22 protein-coding genes are annotated in these 20,927 nt (G+C 59.5%); 7 read left to right on the top strand and 15 right to left on the bottom strand.

Annotated elements, in window-relative coordinates; all coding sequences use genetic code 11:
- Nucleotides 1-422: 422 nt before the first annotated feature.
- The 11 genes from BN1135_RS14675 to BN1135_RS14625 all read right to left on the bottom strand — a co-directional run bounded on the left by BN1135_RS14675 (nucleotide 423) and on the right by BN1135_RS14625 (nucleotide 11,592).
- Complete coding sequence (locus BN1135_RS14675) at nucleotides 423-1,919, bottom strand: C69 family dipeptidase (protein ID WP_042022338.1); 1,497 nt, start codon at nucleotides 1,917-1,919, stop codon at nucleotides 423-425.
- A gap of 463 nt (nucleotides 1,920-2,382) precedes the next feature.
- Nucleotides 2,383-3,018 carry a maleylacetoacetate isomerase gene (gene maiA / locus BN1135_RS14670; RefSeq protein ID WP_042022335.1) on the bottom strand — a complete coding sequence of 212 codons (636 nt, stop codon included), beginning with the start codon at nucleotides 3,016-3,018 and terminating at the stop codon, nucleotides 2,383-2,385.
- Nucleotides 3,019-3,157: 139 nt separating this feature from the next.
- Complete coding sequence (locus BN1135_RS14665; protein ID WP_042022332.1) at nucleotides 3,158-4,153, bottom strand: fumarylacetoacetate hydrolase family protein; 996 nt, start codon at nucleotides 4,151-4,153, stop codon at nucleotides 3,158-3,160.
- Between the two features lie 10 nt (nucleotides 4,154-4,163).
- On the bottom strand, nucleotides 4,164-5,315 hold the full coding sequence (locus BN1135_RS14660) for a homogentisate 1,2-dioxygenase (protein ID WP_042022329.1): 1,152 nt from the start codon (nucleotides 5,313-5,315) through the stop codon (nucleotides 4,164-4,166).
- The gene (hppD, locus tag BN1135_RS14655; protein ID WP_042022326.1) at nucleotides 5,308-6,459 is read right to left on the bottom strand and encodes a 4-hydroxyphenylpyruvate dioxygenase; all 1,152 of its coding nucleotides are present in this window, start codon (nucleotides 6,457-6,459) and stop codon (nucleotides 5,308-5,310) included. The genes BN1135_RS14660 and hppD overlap by 8 nt, the downstream gene beginning before the upstream one ends.
- A gap of 224 nt (nucleotides 6,460-6,683) precedes the next feature.
- Nucleotides 6,684-7,352, bottom strand: coding sequence for a haloacid dehalogenase-like hydrolase (locus BN1135_RS14650; RefSeq protein WP_042022522.1), 669 nt, complete (start codon nucleotides 7,350-7,352; stop codon nucleotides 6,684-6,686).
- Nucleotides 7,353-7,378: 26 nt separating this feature from the next.
- A complete protein-coding gene (locus BN1135_RS14645) occupies nucleotides 7,379-8,038 on the bottom strand; it encodes a TIGR01621 family pseudouridine synthase (protein WP_042022521.1) in 660 nt (219 codons plus the stop codon).
- 195 nt (nucleotides 8,039-8,233) lie between these two features.
- Complete coding sequence (locus BN1135_RS14640) at nucleotides 8,234-8,926, bottom strand: ABC transporter permease (protein ID WP_042022324.1); 693 nt, start codon at nucleotides 8,924-8,926, stop codon at nucleotides 8,234-8,236.
- Nucleotides 8,927-9,019: 93 nt separating this feature from the next.
- The gene (locus tag BN1135_RS14635; RefSeq protein WP_042022322.1) at nucleotides 9,020-9,760 is read right to left on the bottom strand and encodes an ABC transporter permease; all 741 of its coding nucleotides are present in this window, start codon (nucleotides 9,758-9,760) and stop codon (nucleotides 9,020-9,022) included.
- Between the two features lie 238 nt (nucleotides 9,761-9,998).
- On the bottom strand, nucleotides 9,999-10,772 hold the full coding sequence (locus BN1135_RS14630; protein WP_042022320.1) for an ABC transporter substrate-binding protein: 774 nt from the start codon (nucleotides 10,770-10,772) through the stop codon (nucleotides 9,999-10,001).
- Nucleotides 10,773-10,821: 49 nt separating this feature from the next.
- Nucleotides 10,822-11,592, bottom strand: a complete 771-nt coding sequence (locus tag BN1135_RS14625) for an ABC transporter ATP-binding protein (protein ID WP_033138423.1) — start codon at nucleotides 11,590-11,592, stop codon at nucleotides 10,822-10,824.
- Nucleotides 11,593-12,124: 532 nt separating this feature from the next.
- Here BN1135_RS14625 and BN1135_RS14620 point away from each other — a divergent pair.
- Nucleotides 12,125-13,027, top strand: a complete 903-nt coding sequence (locus tag BN1135_RS14620) for a LysO family transporter (RefSeq protein WP_042022318.1) — start codon at nucleotides 12,125-12,127, stop codon at nucleotides 13,025-13,027.
- Between the two features lie 24 nt (nucleotides 13,028-13,051).
- Entirely contained in the window at nucleotides 13,052-13,660 is a 609-nt protein-coding gene (locus BN1135_RS14615) for an acyl carrier protein phosphodiesterase (RefSeq protein WP_042022316.1), read from the top strand.
- A gap of 56 nt (nucleotides 13,661-13,716) precedes the next feature.
- Here BN1135_RS14615 and BN1135_RS14610 read toward each other — a convergent pair whose 3' ends face one another.
- Complete coding sequence (locus tag BN1135_RS14610) at nucleotides 13,717-14,100, bottom strand: DUF2069 domain-containing protein (RefSeq protein ID WP_042022314.1); 384 nt, start codon at nucleotides 14,098-14,100, stop codon at nucleotides 13,717-13,719.
- Entirely contained in the window at nucleotides 14,097-14,447 is a 351-nt protein-coding gene (gene arsC, locus BN1135_RS14605) for an arsenate reductase (glutaredoxin) (RefSeq protein ID WP_042022313.1), read from the bottom strand. The genes BN1135_RS14610 and arsC overlap by 4 nt, the downstream gene beginning before the upstream one ends.
- Nucleotides 14,448-14,507: 60 nt before the next feature.
- Here arsC and BN1135_RS14600 point away from each other — a divergent pair, with 60 nt between their 5' ends.
- The gene (locus BN1135_RS14600; protein ID WP_042022311.1) at nucleotides 14,508-14,990 is read left to right on the top strand and encodes a TlpA family protein disulfide reductase; all 483 of its coding nucleotides are present in this window, start codon (nucleotides 14,508-14,510) and stop codon (nucleotides 14,988-14,990) included.
- 115 nt (nucleotides 14,991-15,105) lie between these two features.
- Here the strand turns inward: BN1135_RS14600 and bepA are convergent, their stop codons facing one another.
- Nucleotides 15,106-16,560 carry a beta-barrel assembly-enhancing protease gene (gene bepA, locus BN1135_RS14595; protein ID WP_367888846.1) on the bottom strand — a complete coding sequence of 485 codons (1,455 nt, stop codon included), beginning with the start codon at nucleotides 16,558-16,560 and terminating at the stop codon, nucleotides 15,106-15,108.
- A 121-nt stretch (nucleotides 16,561-16,681) separates the two neighbouring features.
- Between bepA and BN1135_RS14590 the strand changes: the two genes are divergently transcribed.
- The 3 genes from BN1135_RS14590 to BN1135_RS14580 are packed head-to-tail and all read left to right on the top strand — an operon-like array spanning nucleotide 16,682 to nucleotide 18,866.
- Nucleotides 16,682-16,915 carry a sulfurtransferase TusA family protein gene (locus BN1135_RS14590; protein ID WP_042022304.1) on the top strand — a complete coding sequence of 78 codons (234 nt, stop codon included), beginning with the start codon at nucleotides 16,682-16,684 and terminating at the stop codon, nucleotides 16,913-16,915.
- Between the two features lie 25 nt (nucleotides 16,916-16,940).
- Nucleotides 16,941-18,011: an AI-2E family transporter gene (locus BN1135_RS14585; RefSeq protein WP_042022302.1), complete on the top strand. Its 1,071-nt coding sequence runs from the start codon at nucleotides 16,941-16,943 to the stop codon at nucleotides 18,009-18,011.
- Between the two features lie 48 nt (nucleotides 18,012-18,059).
- Nucleotides 18,060-18,866 (top strand): MipA/OmpV family protein, encoded by an 807-nt coding sequence (locus BN1135_RS14580; protein WP_042022301.1) that lies wholly within the window; start codon nucleotides 18,060-18,062, stop codon nucleotides 18,864-18,866.
- A gap of 108 nt (nucleotides 18,867-18,974) precedes the next feature.
- Here BN1135_RS14580 and BN1135_RS14575 read toward each other — a convergent pair whose 3' ends face one another.
- Nucleotides 18,975-19,775, bottom strand: a complete 801-nt coding sequence (locus tag BN1135_RS14575; protein WP_042022299.1) for an alpha/beta fold hydrolase — start codon at nucleotides 19,773-19,775, stop codon at nucleotides 18,975-18,977.
- A gap of 261 nt (nucleotides 19,776-20,036) precedes the next feature.
- Here BN1135_RS14575 and ppk2 point away from each other — a divergent pair, with 261 nt between their 5' ends.
- Nucleotides 20,037-20,852, top strand: a complete 816-nt coding sequence (gene ppk2 / locus BN1135_RS14570; protein WP_042022296.1) for a polyphosphate kinase 2 — start codon at nucleotides 20,037-20,039, stop codon at nucleotides 20,850-20,852.
- Nucleotides 20,853-20,927: the final 75 nt, after the last annotated feature.

Genomic DNA, 20,927 nt, shown 5'->3' with positions numbered 1-20,927 from the left:
CACCTTATTCAGAAAGCAGCCGCCTTTTTCTGCAAACAGCCGTCTGATGAAGCGATAACGCCTTGGATTAACGAGAAAAAATGAGCTGGATAAAGAGAGTGCCCATCACAGTCGAATCAATGGGTAGTGATAAATAACACAGGAAAGATGCATAAAACCCACCAAATAGCCAAAAATGGGTAGTTGATCACATGACTGATATACCGAAAGGCGAAATAAAAACCTGAATGAAAGCATCCAATTTCGTATTTGGTAGCACAATCCACTACCCAGGCCAGACACATTGGCGGGATCTCATAGAGAAAAAATGCCAGAGCACAGGCTCCGGCATCGATAGAGGAAAAGTGAGCTGGGGGCCGGTCAGCCCGGCGGCGGCTCAAACCGACCGCAGCCCCTCCTTCTGCATGATGAGTGCGTCGCGGTTAATCCTTTTTCGCCTTGTTGGCGAAGAAGATATCGGCCTGAATATCTTGAGTGCGCACCGTGAAGATCTGGTTGGTCAGATCGTCGGTCAGCGTTTCGGCTTCCTGCATCACCCGCAGATTGAAGTCGTTGAGCATGCTGTTGGCGGCGGCCTTGTCGGTTTTGACCGTTTTCAGATAGTTGGCTTCCATCTCTTTCTGCTCTTTGGCGATCTTCGCCTCCCAGCTCTGGTACGCCTGCTTCACCATGGGTGCCAGTTTGGGGTAATCGGTCATCACCAGGGTCTGCAGCTTGCGATATTTCCAGTAGATGGAGTCGCTGTCGGCCTTGTCGCTGCCCATGGCATAGTGCGCCGGATAGGCTTCCAGACCGCTGTAGTAGGGAACGAAGGCGGTCAGATCCGCCATGCCGAGGCCCACATAGGTCACCTCCCCCACCTCGCGCGGCATCCAGGGGCGTACCTGCATCACGTGGGACTCGTAGGTGCGAAATACGCTGATGGGGCGCCACGGCTCCTGACCGTTCAACCCCTTACTGTAAGGATCGTGTTCGGTGCCATCATAGTGATTGCGCAGCACCGCCTTGACCTCCTCCAGCGTCATCTTCTTCTCGGGGGTCAAGGTGACCGGGAACTGACGACCGGCATCCACCGCCTGCTTGAGCGAGGGGTTGAACATCTGCTGGATGGTCCAGACTCGCGGATCGTTATAGCTGCGATCCCGTTCGTCATCGCGGGTATAGGCTTTCGAGAAGTTGAATGCCCCCTCCTTTTGCGGATGGTAGAGCCCCTTCTCGGTGGCAAATTCAATCAGATTTTTCGAGCCCATCATGTCGGCACTGGCCGGATCATACTGCTGCAGGCGGCCCTGATTGCCGGTGGCAAAGTAGTGATTTTTCGGCAAGCGCTGCGCCATCCAGTGGTGGCCGGTGGCGGTCTCCAGATACCAGAGCTCGTTATCATCCACCACAGCGACGCCAAATCCCTCTCCTGCACCGATTGTCTCGATGATGTTGCCAAGCAGGGCTACCGCCTCGCGGGCCGAGGTTGACCGGGAGAGCAGCACATCGGGAATGTCATCCTCGGTGATCCCCTTGTCCTCCACATAAGGGTCGACGGCGAGCGCTTCGGGTGAGGCGAAAATCGACTCGGTGCCGCTCACCCCTACCCCCTTCTCATTGAACCCGGTGGCGCCGTGCAGCTGGGTCTTCCAGTTCGGCACAGTGGTATAGCGCAGGGAATTTTTCGGCAAGGGGTAACTGAAATCATTGGCGCCATTATGGGCTTTGGAGCTGTGAACACCGCTCTGCCCCTGTTTGGCCGGATGGATCACAAAATGCTGGGCTTTCAGGGCATCGCTGTCGGCGCTGCGGGCCACCATCATGGAGCCATCGGCGCTGGCCTCGCTGCCAACCAGCAAGGTGGTGCAGGCGAACGCCGACGAGAAGAGGGCAAGATTGATGGAGAGTGCGACGACGCACTTTTTGAAGGAATGCATGAGATCTCCTTGTTGCACAGAGTGGTTGCAAATGAACGGTGGCTCGCCAGCCGACCTGCCGCTGTCGCAAGGGATCACCGCAGTGACACGGGCCGGGCAGTGCGGGCCATCAAACCGTAAAAATGAAAAAGAGAGGTGCGAACAGATCGTGGAAAGTAGAGAGACCCCGGAGCCCCTGATAGGCGACCTGTTCGTATCTCTCCTTTCCCCTGTTACGCAGGCGTGGCGATACTAGGCCTAATCAACTGGCACAAGTGTGATTGGCAACTCAAAACACCAACGAGGTGGCGCAGAACAATTAAAAATATCGATAAGTGTGACAAGCACGGGATTCCTGTCGACATTCAGACGTCAACACGAGGCGCGCAAGGAACACAGAGAGGGGGGAAATGAAGAGATGAGGGGAGATGGCGCGCGGGATGGCGTGCTGACGCCATCCCGCGATGTTCGTTAAGTCAGATTGTCACTGCGCGTCCAGCTGACTGGCAGGGGCCGCCTTGATAAAGGCCTGCAACTGCTCACAGTTGGCGACGATGCGGCAGATGGTGGGGTAATCGTCCAGGGTCATTTCGTAGCGGCGGGCATTGTAGACTTGGGGCACCAGCATGCAGTCGGCCAGGGTCACTTCGTTGCCGACGCAGTAGACGCCAGCAGTGGTCATCAACAGCTGCTCGAGGGCGGTGAAGGTCTCGTCAATCCAGTGGCGATACCAGTCCGCTTCCTGTGCTTTGCTGGCCCTGAAGTGCTCTTCCAGATAGTTGAGCACCCGCAGATTGTTGAGGGGGTGAATGTCGCAGGCGATCATGTTGACGATCTGGCGCACCCTGGCCCGCGCCTCGGGGGCCGAGGGCATCAGGGAGTAGGCGGGATAGGTCTCGTCGAGGTACTCCATGATGGCAACCGACTGGCCCAGCTGCACATCGCCATCCACCAAAAACGGCACCAGCCCCTGGGGGTTGATCCGGCGATAGGCCTTCTCGCGCTGCTCGCCCTGCCGCAAATTGATTGGATGCTGCTCATAAGTGAGCCCCTTGAGCTGCAACACGATCCGCACCCGAAAACTTGCCGACGAACGCCAATAGCCAAACAACTGCAACATAATCTATCCCTGCTTTTTATCTGGGCCCGAAGCCCGGCAGGTGCTCGCCACCTGCCTCCTTGTGTATCCGGCACCGGTTGAGGGCTCGTCGTGATCCGAACATATCCGGAATATCCTTGCCGCCAACCGGCGCTGGCCATCATCCTCCCTGACCGCTCGCTGGCACCAGCTGTTGAGAGATGGTGCCAAACAGGTTTTGGCCAGAGCGACCTTCCATCGCGATCGACACTCTATCACCAAACTGCAAATAGGGGGTTGTAGCTTGATCACAATCAAGAATTTCCAGCATGCGGCGCTCGGCGATGCAGGATGAACCGGCGCTGCGATCGTAATTGGAGACGGTGCCCGAGCCGATGATGCAACCCGCCCCGAGCGGTCTTGTCTTGGCGGCATGGGTAATCAGTTCGAAGAAGCTGAAGGTCATATCCACCCCGGCGTCTGGTGCGCCAAACAGGGCGCCGTTCAGATGGGTGCGCAGGGGCAGCAGCACCTTGCCATCGCGCCAGTCATCGCCCAGCTCGTCCGGGGTGATGGCCACCGGCGAGAAGGCGCTCGACGGTTTGGACTGGAAGAAGCCAAAGCCCTTGGCCAGCTCCCCCGGAATCAGGTTGCGCAGGCTCACGTCGTTGACCAGCATCAGCAGCTTGACGTGGCTGGCGGCCCCCTGCGGGCTTACTCCCATCGGCACGTCGTCGGTGATGATGGCTACCTCCGACTCGAAATCGATCCCCCACTCCTCAGATCCCATCACGATGGGGCCACGGGGGGCGAGAAAGCTGTCGGAGCCCCCCTGATACATCAGGGGATCGTGCCAGAAGCTCTCGGGCATCTCGGCGCCACGCGCCTTGCGCACCAGCTCCACATGGTTGACGTAGGCACTGCCATCGGCCCACTGGTAGGCACGGGGCAGCGGAGAGAGGCAAGACGCTTCGTCAAAAGGGAACGCCTCGGCCATACGGCCCTCGTTAAGCTGCTGATAGACCGCCTCAAGCCTGGGGGCAACCTCGGCCCACTCGTCGAGGGCGGCCTGCAAGGTGGGGGCAATCTCGCTCACCCGCACCGCCCGGGTCAGATCCCGGCTGACCACCACCAAAGCGCCATCGCGCTTGCCATTGTTCAATGTTGCCAATTTCATAAGCGATTCCTTATTTGCTGGCAGCAGCGTCCGGGCGCTGCCAGCTGGAGACATACCGGGGGTTCTCGATCCCTTCGCACAGACTGCCGACATGGAGCGCATCGCGGGTATCGAGCATCACCGCCACCTCGTCGGTGAACTTTTTGGCATAGGCCCGCCCCGCCGCAAACGCCTTGGGATGAGGGCCGTGGGTAAAACCGGCGGGGTGAAAGGTGACCATGCCCCGCTCAATATTGTCCCGGCTGAAGAAGTCCCCGGCATGGTAGAAGAGCACTTCGTCGTAGTCATCATTGCTGTGATAGAAGGGCACCTTGAGGGCGCCAGGGTCGCTCTCGATGGGGCGCGGCACGAAGGTACAAATCACGAAGCGGCTCGCCACAAAGGTGGAGTGGGCCGACGGCGGCAGATGGTAGCGGTGGCTCATCAGCGGGCGGATATCCCGCCAGTTGAGGCGCACCACGCACAAGTCGCCGTGCCACCCTTGCGCATCCAGAGGGTTGAACGGCCAGGTGATGACCGACACCTGATCGTGGCGTTTCACCTGCAGCGACCAGGGGTTCTCATCTTGCTGGGCCAAAAAGCGCGCGTTGATGGCGGGCACATCGAGCGCCGCCGAGTCAAAGATGGCGTGATTGCCCACCAGCCCCTTGTCCGGCAGCTGATAGCTGTCGTTGGTCGCCTCGATCATCAGGATGAACATGGGCGATGCGGGTTCAATGCGCCACATGGTGCCACGGGGGATCACCACGTAGTCGCCGTCCCGCAGAGTCAGATGGCCGTAATCGCAGAAGAACTCGCCGCTCCCCTCGTGGATAAAGAGCAGCTCGTCGCCGTCGGCGTTGCGCACCAGAAACGGCATCGCCTCGGAGAGCCGCCAGATGCGATAGCGGCAGTGGGGGTTGCTGAGAATGTCGGGAGCCACCCAGGGAGAGAGCGAGCTTACCTCCTCCTGGAGGGCATTGAGGTCAAACAGCCGTGGCCGCAGCGGCCCCTCCCAACTGATCCAGTCAGTGGGGGCATGCTTGTGGTGCATGTGGGTGGCGGGGCCGAAAAAGCCGCTTCGCCCCAGCTCGCGCTCATAGATGGCCTGTTCCGGCAGGTCGGCATGAGCCTGTCGGGAGTGGGTTCCCTCCCGGTGGGGAAAGTTAATCCAGTTACGCATCGCTCGCTCCCTCTTTGCGGGCACCCTTCTCATCCTCACCGCCATCCAGCACGCCGCGGCGGATCTGGTCCAGCTCTATCGATTCAAACAGCGCCTTGAAATTGCCCTCGCCAAACCCTTCGTTGCCCTTGCGCTGGATGATCTCGAAGAAGACCGGGCCAATCACGGTATCGGTGAAGATCTGCAGCAGAATGCCATCCTTGGTGGGGGAGCCGTCGATGAGGATGCGCAGCTCTTTGAGGGCCGCCAGATCCTCCTGATGCCCCTCGACCCGACTGTTCACCTTCTCGTAGTAGGTATCGGGCGTCGGCATAAAGCCGGTACCGCGGCTGCGCAGGGTGCGGATGGTGTGGTAGATATCGCTGGAGGCCATGGCGATGTGCTGGATCCCCTCCCCCTTGTACTGACGCAGGTACTCCTCAATCTGGGACTTGTCATCCGCCGACTCGTTGATGGGGATGCGGATCTTGCCGCAGGGGGCGGTCATGGCGCGTGAATGCAGCCCGGTCAGCTTGCCCTCGATATCGAAGTAGCGAATTTCGCGGAAGTTGCCGATCCGCTCATAGAAGTTGGACCAGACATCCATATTGCCGCGATGCACGTTATGGGTCAGGTGATCGATCTCCATAAGACCGGCATCTACCTCTGCCATCCGGGCCTGCCAGTCGGGGTAGAAGACAAAATCCACATCATAGATGGAGCCCTTGTCGCCATAACGGTCGACAAAGGAGAGAGTGCTCTCGCCGATACCGTAGATGGCGGGAATATTGAGCTCCATCGGGCCAATCTTGCCGACAAAGGGCTTGGCCCCCTTGGCGACGGCGAACTGCTGGGCCTTGCCCGCATCGCTCACCCGAAACGCCATGCCGCAGACGCTCGGCCCGTGCAGGCTGGCAAACTGTTCGGCTTGGGAGTGGGGCTCGGCATTGACCACGAAGTTGATGTCCCCCTGCCGGTAGAGCCAGCACTGCTTGTGCTTGTGCTGCGCGACCTCGGCAAACCCGAGCGAGACAAACAGGCTCTTGAGGGCGGCAATCCCTTTGGCATCGGGGGCCGTGTACTCGACAAACTCGAAGCCGTCCGTCCCTAACGGATTAGAGCTCAGCGGATTGATGGTATGGGTGGCGGAAGAGGTGGCATTCATCGGGCGCTCCTTGCTCTAAACAGGTTAAAACGAATTGCCGGGCGACTTGGCGCGGCAAGTGTTAACAACTTGTTTCATTAGAAGCAGGACGTAGCAGGAAGAGAAGAGGCAGGTCGCAGATAGTTGTGGGGGCTTGGCGGGCAAAAGATGTAAATAGATTGTGACGTTAAAGCCGCAGCCTTGCGGATCAACCGGTGACGACCCGCTGGTCTGTCAGCTTTGCCTTACAGCTGCCAATTCTTGACCATCAGCTGGGGCAAGCGGGCCCGGGCTTTTTGCAATCGCTCCGGGGTGGGATTGATCAACCATGCCTCTTTCCCCAACGCCAGCAGCGGCAGATCGTGCAGACTGTCGCTCAGGGCCAGCTCGGCATTGAGGGCGCAGATCTCCGGCAGCAGCTTGTGCTGACCCTGGCAATAGAAGCGCGGCATCAGGCCGCCGAACCGGTAGTGCATCCGCGAGCCAATGATCCGGTGGGGCAGCTGGCCGGGCAGTTGCTGATAAAGTTGTGCTCGCACCAGCGCGCAGGGGCTGGCGGAGATCACCCAGCAGCGCGCGCCCTCGCTTTGCAGCAGATCGCGAGCCTGACGAAACAACCCCGGCCTGGTGCGGCAATAGTCACGCACCAGCTTGCGCCACCCCAAAGGGGAGAGCCCAAAGGTGATGGCCCACCAGATAAGGGAGATACCGCGCCGCCGCTGGCTGGGAACAAGATAGACCAACCCACCCAGCGCAATCACCGGCAACAGCAGCAGCGGCCAGATCCGGCGGCGCAGAAGATAGCGCAGCAGACCGGCGTGGCTGTCGCCGGGAGCCAGAGTGTCGTCAAAGTCGGCCAGGATCCAGCGCGGAGTGCCCCCATCAGGCTCACGCGCTATCGATGAATGGATCATGGCATCAGGCTCAGTGCGCATAAGCATCAGGGCGCAAGGGTAGCGATGGCGGCAGTGAGCTCGGGGGTGACAAATTCACTCCCCACATCGGGCGGGCAGATAAAATCGAACGGCTCCCCCGCCAGGGTGAAGCTGAGCCGCCAGGCGTGCAGATAGCCCCGCTCGGCTGGCGTGCCGCCATAGCGCTCATCCCCCAGAATGGGCGCGCCGATACTTTTGAGGGCAACCCGGATCTGGTGGGTCTTGCCGGTCTGCGGCTTGATGCGGTAGAGCCGCAGCCCCTCGCGCACCGAGACAGAATCGAACCAGCTGATGGCGGGGTTTTCCAGCGTGCGCGCCAGCATCCAGCTGCCGCCGCGCCCCTTTTGCATATCCCCCTTCACCCAACCCTGCTTCTTCTTGGGTTTGCAATCGGAGAGCGCCAGATACTGCTTGCTCACCTCGCGGGCCGCAAAAGCCATGCTCAGCTCGCGATTCGCTTCTGTGGTGCGGGCCAGCAGCACCAGCCCGGAGGTCATCTTGTCCAGCCGGTGCACCGGATAGAGGGTGAGCCCCGTATCGGCCTTCACCCGATTGACCAGCCCCGGATTGACCGCCTCCCCGTCGCCCTTCTCGTCGTGCATGCCGATGCCGGGCTGCTTGTCGATAACCAGGAAAGCGGGATGCTCAAACAATATCCGGTACATAAAACCTCGGGAACTGGGGGATAAGGCACGCAGCCAACGGCTGGCTGCGCTCGGGAGTGCTGCATTCTCCCTGCTCGGCTGCCATTTGGCAAACCGGGCGGACAGCCGAAGAAGATGAAAAAAGCCGAAGAAGATGAAAAATGGCCCCACCTGCAACAGGCGGGGCCATTTTCGGTCATCTTGGCAGATCAACCCTTACACATTGCGCGGGCGCAGGTGAGCGTGCCAGCGCGCTTCCCACTTCTTGAACAGCCAGACGATAACAAAGGTAAGCAGCATATAGAGCAGCCCGGCAGTCAAAAATGCCTCGAACGGACTGTAGTAGCGGGAGTTGATGATCCGCGCCGCGCCGGTCAAATCAACGATGGTGATGATGCCTGCCACCGCCGACCCTTGCAGCATAAAGATCACCTCGTTGCTGTAAGCCGGCAGTGCCCGGCGAAACGAGTTGGGCAAAATGATCCGGGTCAGGGTCTGCCAGCGGCTCATGCCAAAGGCGTTGGCCGCCTCAATCTGGCCGCGCGGCATATTCTGTACCGCCCCGCGCACAATCTCGGCAGTGTAGGCGCCGGTGTTGAGGGTAAAGGCCAGCAGGGCGCAGAACCACGCCTCCGCAAACAGCGACCAGGCTGCACTGTTCTTCAGCCACTCCCACTGGGCGGCGCCGTAGTAGATGATAAAGAGCTGCACCAGCAGCGGGGTGCCACGAAAGAAGTAGATATAGGCCCAGATCGGCCCCTTGATCAGCCAGTTGCGACTATTGCGCAGGATGCCCATGGGCACCGCCAGCATCAGCCCAAGGATCAGCGAGACCGCCACCAGCCAGACGGTGGTATAGAGCCCCTCCCAATAGGTGGGCCACTCTTGGAGAATGATTGAGAAATCCATGGCTTACCTCGTCTTTATCGTGATGTAGTGACGCTCGGCACTGGCACCGCGACGATCACAGTAAACGGATGACCGCATTGAGTACGACATGGCTTACCTCGTCTTGATGGCGTAATGACGCTCGGCCCACTTGAGCGCCGAGGTGGAGACTGCAGTGAAGATCAGGAAGATCAGCGCCACCGCCATGTAGAAGGTGAAGGGCTGCTGGGTCGATCCCGCCGCCAAGGAGGCTTTGCGCACCATGTCATCAAGGCCGATGATGGAGACCAGCGCGGTGGTTTTCAGCAGCACCAGCCAGTTGTTGCCAAACCCCGGCAGGGCGTGGCGCATCATCTGGGGGAAGAGGATCCGCACAAACACCTGGGTTGCCCGCATGCCAAAGGCACGGGCAGCCTCCAGCTCGCCCTTGTCCACCGCCAGAATGGCGCCGCGAAAGGTCTCGGTCATGTAGGCACCAAAGATAAAGCCGATGGTCGCCACCCCGGCCACAAAGGGGCTGATATCGATATAGTCGGGGAGCAGGGAGACCCACTCCTGATTGGGATTGCTCTCCAGCAACCAGCTGTTGTAAGTCTCGTTGACCCAGCTGCAGATGCCGTTGATCAGCACCTGGCCGCCAAAGAAGAGCAGCATCATCAGCACCAGATCGGGGATACCGCGAATGATGGTGGTGTAGCCGGTGGCGATGGCCCGGGCCCATTTATAGGGAGAGAGTTTGGCCAGCGCCCCCAGCATCCCCAGCAGCAACGCCAGCAGCAGGGAGGCCAGCGCCACTTCCAGGGTGACCCAGGCGCCCTCCAACAGCGAGGCTTCGTATCCTTTCAAATCAAACATATGCAGCTCCATTGCAACTTATCGAGTGGGCTGATGCCTCTGAACAACAAGAGAACCCACATCTTTCAACACAGCCAGATGCAGCTCCATTGCAATTAATAGGGCCCATCGCTCCACACGGAGAGAACGGGCCCGATGACGACTGACGAGGTGAGCCGAACGGCCTGTTACTTGTCGTTGAGCAAAACGTCACAAGTCCCCTCACCCTGCCCTCTCCCAAAGGGAGAGGGCACTGCCTTTACTCGCCGTAAACGTCGAACTCGAAGTACTTGTCGTTGATTTCCTTGTACTTGCCGTTGGCACGCAGCGCCAGAATGGCGGCGTTGAATTTCTCTTTCAGATCCTTGTCAGCCTTGCGCACCGCAATACCGGCACCCTCGCCAAACCATTTGGGATCGGTCAGTTTCGGGCCGACGAATTCGAAGGCCTCACCGCCCTCTTTCTTCAGCAAGCCGTCGGTGATGGCGGCAGAGTCAGCCAGCACATAGTCCACACGACCGGATTTCAGATCGAGATAAGCTTCATCGGCAGTGCCGTAACGCTTGATGCTGGCGTTAGGGAAGTTGTCAGTAATAAAGGTATCCATGGAGGTCGCACGCTGCACCGCGACAGACTTGCCTTCCATAAAGGCTTTGTCGAGCTGCACGTCAGTGCCCTTCTTGGCGGCGAAACGGGCCGGAATGTGCTGGTACTTCTGGGAGAAGTCCACCTTCTTCTTGCGCTCGGCGGTGATGTCCATGGTGGCGATGATGGCGTCAAACTTGCGCGACAGCAGCGCCGGAATGATGCCGTCCCAATCCTGTTTGATCAGGGTGCACTTCACCTTCATCTCTTCGCACAGGGCGTTGGCGATGTCGATATCGAAGCCTTTCACCTCACCACTGGGCTCGGTCCAGGAGAAGGGGGGATAGGCACCCTCAACCCCGATCCGCACCTCTTTCCACTCCTTGGCCATCAGGCTACCGGACGCGAGGGCAGTGACTACGGCTGTCGCCAGCATCAGCTTGTTCATGTATCTCTCCTTGATAAAACAGTTGATTGGATAAGTCGGCATCCCGCCATCAGTAGATGGAGGAGATAAATTGCTTGAACCGTTCAGACTTGGGATGGGCAAAAATCTCCTTGGGGTTGCCCTCCTCTTCCACCCGCCCCTGATGCAGAAACATCACCTTGTTCGATACATCACGGGCAAACGACATCTCATGGGTCACCACCAGCATGGTGCGCCCCTCTTCGGCCAACTCGCGCATCAGGCCGAGCACCTCCCCCACCAGCTCGGGATCCAGCGCCGAAGTGGGTTCGTCAAACAGCATCACCTCGGGCTCCACCGCCAGCGCACGGGCAATAGCCGCCCGCTGCTGCTGACCACCGGAAAGGTGACCGGGATAGTAGTCGCGCCGCTCCCACAGCCCGACCCGGTTGAGCAGATGCTCGGCTCTGGCGATCGCCTCGGCACGGGGCACCTTGAGCACCTGGATCGGCACTTCGATGATGTTCTGCATGATGGTCATGTGTGACCAGAGGTTGAAACTTTGAAACACCATGGCCAGCCGGCTGCGGATCCGCTCCACCTGACGCATGTCTTGTGGCTGCCGCTCACCGGCCCGGTTGGTTTTCATGGCAATCAGCTCGCCATGGAGCGAGACGGTGCCGGATGAGGGGGTTTCGAGCAGATTGATACAGCGAAGAAAGGTCGACTTCCCCGAGCCGGAGGAGCCGATAAGGGAGATCACATCCCCCTTGTGGGCGGTCATGTCGATGCCCTTGAGCACTTCGTGGGTGCCAAAATATTTGTGCAGATCACGTACTTCCAGTGCGGCAACGTCGCTCATCCATTACAACCTTGTCTGTCCCTAGACGCCGCAGGGGCGTGACTCAACCATCGTCCATTTAACAAAAAGTTAACCGATGGCAACCTTCAGCGAAAATATCACCCGGATAGTGAAAAAACAATACAGAACGAGGGTCTGCAGGGGATTCGCTCTATTTTTATTCGCTCTTTGCGTATTTTTCAGCACTTTGTTTGCATAAACAGCCGTTTCAATGGCCGCTCAGATACCGCCTTTTTATACCCCAATCATATCAGTGGCAAGAGAAAAGCGTGATGTGTGCCAAACCGGCACCAAAATGGCTTTATGCACCCCCTTGCAGAGCGAAATATCAGCCCCCCGATCGGATCAACTTGATTTCATTGGTTCACTCGGGCTCGCACAGAACCTTAACAAACAGATGGGTTGTGGCAAAAAAGTAACAATCCTCCCCAAAAAGGGCTGTTTTTGGCCATGAAAGCGAGAGATATGTGACACAGAGCCAATAAGTAATGATAAGGTGGTATTTTTATCAGTTTTTGTGATCGAGGCCTCGATGTTGCTCAATGTGTTGCTGATCCTGTTGCCACTGGCAATCGGCTATCTGGTTCCCCTCTCCTCTGCCCGGCTGATCAAACTGGTCAACCAGAGTCTGGGCAAGATGGTCTACCTCATCCTGTTTCTGATGGGGCTCGGGCTTGCCTATGTGGAGAACCTGGGCAGCAATCTGGCGGTGATCTTCAAGGTCGCCGGGGTGATGCTGGCGGCGATCACCTTCTGCAACCTGCTGGCCCTCTGGTGGCTCGACAAGCGCACGCCGCCGACCCACGAGGCGAACGATGCCAAGATGCCGAGCAAGCTGCACCTGTTGTGGGAGTCCCTGCAGCTCTGCTTTGTGGTGCTCGGCGGCGTGCTGCTCGGGCTGCTGGTGGATCTGCGCGCCCTGCCCATCGACAAATGGAGCGAGTGGGCACTGATGCTGCTGCTGTTTCTCATCGGGGTGCAGATGCGCAACTCCGGCATGCGACTGCGCCAGATCCTGCTCAATCCGTGGGGGATGAAGATCGCCTTCACCGTCATCATCAGCAGCTGGATTGGCAGCCTGCTGGCCGCCCAGCTATTGGGCATGCCCCTGAGCCACGGGTTGGCCCTGAGCTCCAGCTTCGGCTGGTACTCCCTGTCGGGCATTCTGGTTGCCGACAAACTGGGGCCGGTACTGGGCTCAGCCGCCTTTATCAACGATCTGGGGCGCGAGCTTATCGCCATCCTGATCATCCCGGTGTTGATGCGTCGCCACCCCTCGGCCGCCATCGGTTACGGCGGCGCCACCGCCCTCGACTTCACTCTGCCGGTCATCCAGAAATCCGGTGGCATTCAGGTGGTGCCAGTAGCCATTGTCTCCGGCTTTATCCTGAGCCTGCTCGGCCCCATTTTTATTCTGGGCTTTCTGGCGATCTAAGCGCCCCAGATAGGCAGAACCACCATGAATTTTCTGGCTCATCTCCATTTAGCGGCCCATACCCGCAGCTCTCTCACCGGCAACCTGCTGGGGGATTTCGTCAAGGGGCCGCTGCCCACCGGTCTTGCAGCCTACTTCGATGAGGGGATCTGGCTGCACCGCAAAATTGACGGCTTCACCGACAGCCACCCCGAGCACAAGGCGGCCGTCGCCTGTTTCGAGGCCCCCTGGCGCCGTTTTGGCGGCATAGTGGTGGATATGATCTACGACCACTGGCTAAGCCAGCACTGGGAGCAGTTCAGTGCAAAGCCCCTGCCCCACTTCTTGCAACACAGTTATGACCAGCTATTGGCCGATCACCAACATCTGCCGGACGGACTGCCATTGCCCCTCAAGCGGATGGCCGAACAGAACTGGATCGCCTCCTATCGTCACAGGGAGGGGCTGGGGCAAGCCCTCAACGGCATCGGCCGCCGACTGCGCCGCCCGGTACTGCTGGGAGAGGCACTGCTGACCCTCGATGAGTCGCAGTGGCAAAAATGCGAGGAGGGGTTTCTGCGCTTCTATCCCGCACTGATGATGTTTAGCGAGCAGCAACTAGCCCTTTTTCGCGCAGCCCAAAGGGCTGAGTAATCCCTGCTGATTGCGCCCCTTCGCCATAAAAAACGCCCCTCGCGGGGCGTTTGCCATCAGTTGGCTTCATCTTTCTTCTTGCGAATGCTTAAGCCGAGTTCCCGGCCACGCAGTCGGGCGTAGTAGATGGTGCCGACAAAGGCGAGAGTGGTGAAGACCAGCTCCACCACCGCCAGCCACCGCTCCCCCTCATCCGTGGTGATCAGGGTGAGTGCATGGAGAAAATAGGGCATCAACACGAAGTTGCCCCAGGCGTGGGTGTAGGGGCTGCCCTGCACTATCCCCTTGAGCGGGAACAACAGCGGCACCGTCCAGATCACCGGCAGCAGCCAGGGATTGAGATCCGGGTGGGGTGACAGCCACAAGTGCCACAGTAGCACCCAGCCTAGCAGACCAAAGAAGCCGACCAGGGTCAGCCAACGCGCGAAGCGGGTACTCACTGGAGGATCTCCAGCACCAGCTCCGGCGGGCGACCAATGCGGGCCTGACCATTCTTGATGACGATGGGACGCTCGATCAGCTTGGGATGCTGATGCATGGCGCGTATGAGGGCATCACCACTGACATCGGCCAATCCCAGCTCCTTGTAGAGATCCTCCTTGGTGCGCATCAGTTGGCGCGGATCGTTAAAACCGAGCAGAGAGAGCAGGGTGTGGATCTCATCTTCGCTCGGGGCCTGCTCCAGATAGAGCACCACATCAGGGGCGATCCCGTGCTGTTCCAGCAGGGCCAGGGTTTCGCGACTCTTGGAGCAGCGCGGATTGTGGTAGATTTGGGTCTCGCTCATGGTAACTCCCTGATTAATCGCAAGATGGGACTAGAAACGGCGCTATTGTAGGGGAAAGTGATGGTCAGGGTAAGCGGCAGTGGAAAGGAATTGAAACGAATTTGTTGGCTGATTGTGGCTGGTCTGCTGGGCGCCTGCACGCCCGCCCCCGAATTTATCGCTGCCACAGGGCAGCCGGTCAGCTTGCGCCACTTTGCCGGCAAGCCGCTGCTGGTCAACTACTTCGCCCCCTGGTGCGCCCCCTGCCAGCGGGAGATGCCGCGCCTCAACGGACTGGCGGCAGAGGGCCAGATCGCCGTGGTGGCCATCAACTACGACCCGACCACCCCGGCAGAGCTGGGCCAGCTGGCAACCCGCTACGAGATCAAAGTGCCGCTGCTGATCGCCAATGAAGATGCCAAGCTCCCCTTCCCCCACCCGGGCGCCCTGCCCACCAGCTATCTGCTCGATAGTGAGGGCAAACTCAAGCAGACGCTGATCGGTGAACTGGACCCGTCGAAAATCGAGATGCTCAAAGCGACCGCCAGCAGCCTGAGTCACTAGCCCGTCGCTCTATCAACCTCACCAGCATCAACCTCACCGACATCAACGTTACCGCCATAAATAATAAGGGCGCACAACAGTGCGCCCTTATTTGCTTGGCAAATGCCCGGTGTCGTTAGCCCTTTAGGCTGTCGAGATCCTTCTTGGCTCGCTCCAGCTCGGTGATCCGCGCCTCCAGACGAGCCAGAGTCATCCGGTCGCTGGTGGTGCCGCGCGCCACGATCAGCTCGTCGATGGCCGCTTGATAATCCCCGCGCAGCGCGAGCATCTCGGCCCGCGCCATATGCAGATCGGTCATCCGGCCTGCCTTGCGATAGGCATCAGCCAGCAGGTTCCAGGCCAGATTGTTCTCTTCATTGGCACGGGCATAGGGGTCGAGGATGGCGATGGACTTCTTGTAGTTGCCGCTCTCGAGGTAGGCGTTGCCAAGGTTGACCACCACCACTTCGTTGTCCGGCATCCGGCTGCGGAACTTCTCGAGCCGAGCGATGGCCTGGGCACTGCGTCCCTTGGCCAGATCGATGTCGGTCAGGGCATCGACGATAAAGAGATCTTCCGGATGACGGGCCGCCAGCTCCTGCATCAGGGTGTCGGCCTCGTCGGTGCGCTTGAGCTGGATCAGCGCCAGCGCCTTGCCATAAATAGCGGCATCCTTGAGCGGGTAATCCCCCTTCTGGATCCGGGTATCGAAGTAGCTCAGCAACCCCTGCGGGGTATCGGTGCCAAAACGAACCTGAATACGCACCTTGGCCAGCCAGAAGTCGAGGCTGGGCGGCAAATCGCGGCGGCCATAGCTGCCGGCACGGGCGCGGGCCTCGCTGATCCGGGTCTCCGGCAGCGGGTGAGTCAGCAGCATTTCCGGCGGTTTGCTGGCGTAACGGTATTCGGCAGCCAGTTTCTGGAAGAAGTTAGCCATCCCCATGGGGTCGAAACCGGCATCATAGAGGGTCTTCATGCCGATACGATCCGCTTCGTATTCGTTGTCGCGGGTGTAGTTGATGGCCGACTGCATCGACAACCCGAGAGTGGTCTGCAATGCGGCGATACCGGCGGTGGGGTTGATCACCGCCAGCGCGATGGAGCCCACCAGACCGGCCAGTGTTATCGCCGAGCTGCTCGCCTGCGCTTCCATGTAGCGGGCAATGTGGCGCTGAGTCACGTGGGTAATTTCGTGGGCCAACACCGACGCCAACTCGCTCTCGCTGTCGGCGTAGAGGAACAGGCCGGTGTGCACCTTGACCCGTCCGCCGAGGAAGGCGGCCGCGTTGATGCTGGGATCGTTGATCAGGAAAAAGGTAAACGGGAAACGCACTCCATCGGCGTTGGTCAGCAGTCGCTGACCCAGATCGTCGATGTATTGGCTGAGCACAGGATCATCGATGATCGGCAGGCCCGCCCGGGCAAAGCGCATAAAGGCGTTGCCGTAACGCACTTCCTGTTCGATAGGCAGGGCCGAGACCCCGGCCGTGCCGATATCGGGAAGCTGGTTGTTAGCCTCGGCATGAAACGTGGCGCCCATCAGGGAAGCCAGCAGGGGAAGCGATGCCATCAGGGGGGAAAAGCGTGCCACGTTATCTCTATCTCCATCAGAAAGGGCCTCGGCAGAATACCCTTGCCTATCAAGGGCTACAAGCGTTGTTTCACGCTCTTATCACGGCCATAATAGCGGCCACCTGCCTGATGGAGTCCCTATGGAAGTTCTCGACCTGACCCCCTGGCGTTGCCCCGAGCCGCTGATCCGGCTCAAGCTCTGGTTAAAGGATGCCAAAAGCGGTCAAACCGTCACCATCCGGTTGGCCGATGCGGGCTCCCGGCAGGATATTCCGGTCTATCTGCAGCGTCAGGGCCACTATGTCGAGATGCAGCAAGAAGCGGACAATACCCTCTCTTTGCAGTTGGTTGTCGGGGCAAAACAGCCATCTTGAGCCCCAGTGATGTAAGGATGCAGTCATGTTAGAAGTATTGAAGCGCTGGTATCAGACCCGTTTCTCCGATCCCGATGCCGTTACCCTTTTCCTGTTGCTGGTGTTCTGCTTCACCATCATCTGGCTGTTTGGCGATCTGTTGGCCCCCCTGCTGGTGGCGCTGGTGATGGCCTATCTGCTGGAGTGGCCGGTCGCCCGGCTGCAAAAAGCGGGGCTGTCACGCACCCTGGCCACCAGCGTCATCCTGCTGCTCTTTATTGCGGTGGCGGTAGCCTCCTTGCTGGGTCTTATTCCGACGCTGGTAAGTCAGGGGATTAATCTGGCCAAAGAGGCGCCGGCCATGCTGACCCACGCCCAGGATTATGTGCGCACCCTGCCGGACAAATACCCCGAACTGATTGATGTCAGTCTGGTGGAGACCGTCATCGACAATATCCGCCAGCGCATCCTCAGTGGCGGCGAGCATCTGGTGAGCGCCTCCCTCAGCTCGCTGGTCAACGTGGTCGCCATCATGATCTACCTGATCCTAGTGCCGCTGATGGTCTTTTTCATGCTCAAAGACAAGCGGGTACTGATGGGCAGCCTGCGCCGCTTTCTGCCGCGCAACCGCACCCTGGTCAACCGGGTCTGGGTGGAGATGAATAACCAGATCATCAACTACATCCGTGGCAAGGTGATAGAGATCCTCATCGTCGGGATTGCCACTTATATCCCCTTTGCGCTGATGGGACTGCGCTACTCGGTGCTGCTGGCGGTGGCCGTCGGCTTCTCGGTGCTGATCCCCTATATCGGTGCCGCCGTGGTGACGGTGCCAGTGGCCATGGTGGCCCTGTTCCAGTGGGGGCTCACCCCCGAGTTCGCCTGGCTGATGGTGGCCTATCTGGTGATCCAGGCCCTCGACGGCAACCTGTTGGTGCCGGTACTCTTCTCCGAGGCGGTCAACCTCCATCCGGTGGCCATCATCATCGCCGTGCTGGTGTTTGGCGGCTTGTGGGGATTCTGGGGAGTCTTCTTCGCCATTCCCCTCGCCACTCTGGTCAAGGCGGTGATCAACGCCTGGCCCAAGCGAGAGGAAAGCACCCATGCCGTCAAATAATCGGCCACTGCGGCCACTCATTCAGCCACTGACCACAAGAGAGCGCCTATGACCCTTTCACGTCGCATCACCCTTGGCGGGCTGATGGCCCTGACCCTCGCAACCGTGACCCCGGCACAGGCCGAGATCGATCTCGGCTCGGTCGATATGCTGGCCAGTGACAGCCCAACCAGTCCGGTGCCGCAAGGACTGGTGGTGGGCGCCACCGTACTCGGGGGTCAGGCCCGCTATGAGGCACAGGACAGCGCCATCTACGCCATCCCCGGCTTTATCTACTTCGGCGACGACTTCATGTTTCTCGGGGATCGGGCACGCTACTACTTCCACAAGGATGAGAAGGTCGCCCTCTATGGCTATGGCCGGGTGCGTTTTGGCAATCTGGATCCCGAAGACTCACCCGCCTTCAGCGGCATGGAGGAACGCAAGTGGCAGCTGGAAGGGGGGATTGGCGGCAATATCGTCACCCCCTATGCTCTGCTGACCATCCGCGCCAACAGTGACGTCACCGGCCGCAGCAAGGGGCAGGAGCTGCTGCTGTGGGCCGATTTCCCCATCCTGCGCGACAATCTGCTGATCATGCCGGGCATGGGACTGATGCTGCGCAGCGACAAGATGGCCAACTACTACTTCGGCGGCATATCCGGGAGCGAAGCGAACGCCCAGCGACCCGCTTGGGATACCGGCACCACCCTCTCTCCGATGGCGGCGCTGATCACCAGCTACCGCTTCAGCCCCAACTGGATTGGCATGTTTGCCATGAACTACGAATTGTATGATCGGGACATCAAAAACAGCCCCATCGTCCAGCACGATGGCGAGCTCTATGCCGGTTTTGCGCTGGGCTATATCTGGTAACGCCATGTCAGCTGACCGGCGCGCCGCTCTGAGCAGGCCAACGCAGCACCTAAAGCAAAAGAGCAAAAAGGGAGCCATTGGATCCCTTTTTCATCCCTTGCGTCTGGCTTACAGCGCGCTCAGAAACTCGGCCAGCGCCTGATTGACGAAGGCGGGATTTTCCAGGGTCGAGATATGACCGGCAGCCGGGATCTCTTTAAACCGGCAAGCCAGCACCTCGGCCATCAGATAGCCCTCCAGCACCGGACGGGCCTTGTCCTCGCAACCAGTCATCACCAGCGCAGGCACGGTGATCTCTTCCAGCCACTCGATGCGATCCTCACGGGTGACAAAGCTGCGCCCCACCGCCACCATGGCGGCAATCTTCTCGGCAGGCCAGGCGGCCAAGCGCGCCTTGAAATCCGCCAGCAAGGTAGCATCGGGCTGGTTGGCAAAGAAGATCGGGGCCGCCTGTTCGATGATGGGCGTCGGCACAGTGCCGTGCTGCTCGATCATCGCCAGCATGCCGAGATAGCGCTCGCAGGTGATCTGGGGCTCGAGGCCGACAAAGCTGTCCATCAGCACCAGTCCCTTGAGGCGAGCTGGTGCCATGCGCGCCAGCTCCACGCCCCACATGCCACCGATGGAGAGGCCCACCAGCACGAACTCATCGACCCCGAGGGCATCGAGCAGCGCCAGATGATCGCGCGCCAGGGTTGCCAGGGTGCAGCCACCTTCGGGGAGCAGGTCGGAATCACCGTGGCCCCACAGCTCGGGCACGATGCAGCGATAGCTGCCCTTGAGCGCCTCGATTTGCGGCGCCCACATGGCGCTGTCCCACAGGTAACTGTGGCCAAACAGCAGCACCGGGCCCTGCCCTTCATCCAGATAGGCCATCCGGCGGCCCGCTATCTCCATAAAATGCTTCATGTTATCTCCTGTTGCCAGCTGCTGATGATGAGGCGGCAGTGCAAAATGCCATAAATGGCTTCATGTTTTTTCTATTGCCAGCGGCTGATGAGGCGGCAGGATAAATCGCCATAATTGCCGCATGTTTTCTTCTGTTTCTGTTGCCAACTGTTCATGGGGCGGCAGTGTATCACGTCCCCCTTGGCAGTGGCGTCTCCCTGGTGCAAGCTGGAAGTGACTCAAAGAAGTCACCCCCTGAAAGGATGCCAAAAGGAGAAGCGCATGGCGAAGGAGAAGAGCAAGAAGCGGCCGCGTCTGGACAAGAAGTGCTACGAGCACCACCTCGCCCATCTGCAGGAGGAGCTGGTCAAGCTGCAGGAGTGGGTCAAGCAGGAGGGGCTGAAGGTGGTGGTGCTGTTCGAAGGACGGGACGCCGCCGGTAAAGGGGGCGTCATCAAGGCGATCACCGAGCCCCTCAACCCCCGGGTCTGCCGGATCAGTGCACTGCCCGCGCCGTCAGATCGGGAACGCTCCCAGTGGTACTTTCAGCGCTATGCGGCCCAGTTGCCTGCCGCTGGCGAGATGGTGCTGTTTGATCGCTCCTGGTACAACCGGGCTGGGGTCGAGCGGGTGATGGGATTTTGCAGCGATGGGGAGTATCGCGAGTTTCTGCGCGCCTGCCCCGAGTTCGAGCGAATGCTGATCCGCTCGGGCATTACGTTGATCAAATACTGGTTCTCGGTCAGTGACGAGGAGCAGGAGAAGCGCTTCAAGGAACGCATTAATACCCCGATCAAACGCTGGAAGTTCAGCCCGATGGACTTGCAATCCCGCTCGCGCTGGGTCGAATACTCCCGCGCCAAGGATGACATGTTCACCTACACCGACACCGAGGATTGCCCCTGGTTTGTGGTGGAGGCGGACGATAAGCGCCGTGCCCGCCTCAACTGCATCGCCCACCTGCTCGGCAAGGTGCCCTATCAGGCGATCCACTACGAGCCCATCAAGCTACCGCCCATCCATACCGAAGGCTACGAGCGACCACCGCTGACCAGCCAGACCTTTGTACCCGATATTACTGCCGAGCTCGAGGCCTGAACCCTGCCGGTTTTACCGCACGGCAGGCACTGAAAATCAGACAATAAAAAGCCGGTCTGACGACCGGCAAAAAGG

The organism is Aeromonas sobria, assembly GCF_000820145.1.
GTDB lineage: Bacteria > Pseudomonadota > Gammaproteobacteria > Enterobacterales > Aeromonadaceae > Aeromonas > Aeromonas sobria.
The sequence above is the reverse complement of the archived record's forward strand: the minus strand, read 5'-3'. Positions and strand labels throughout refer to the sequence as shown.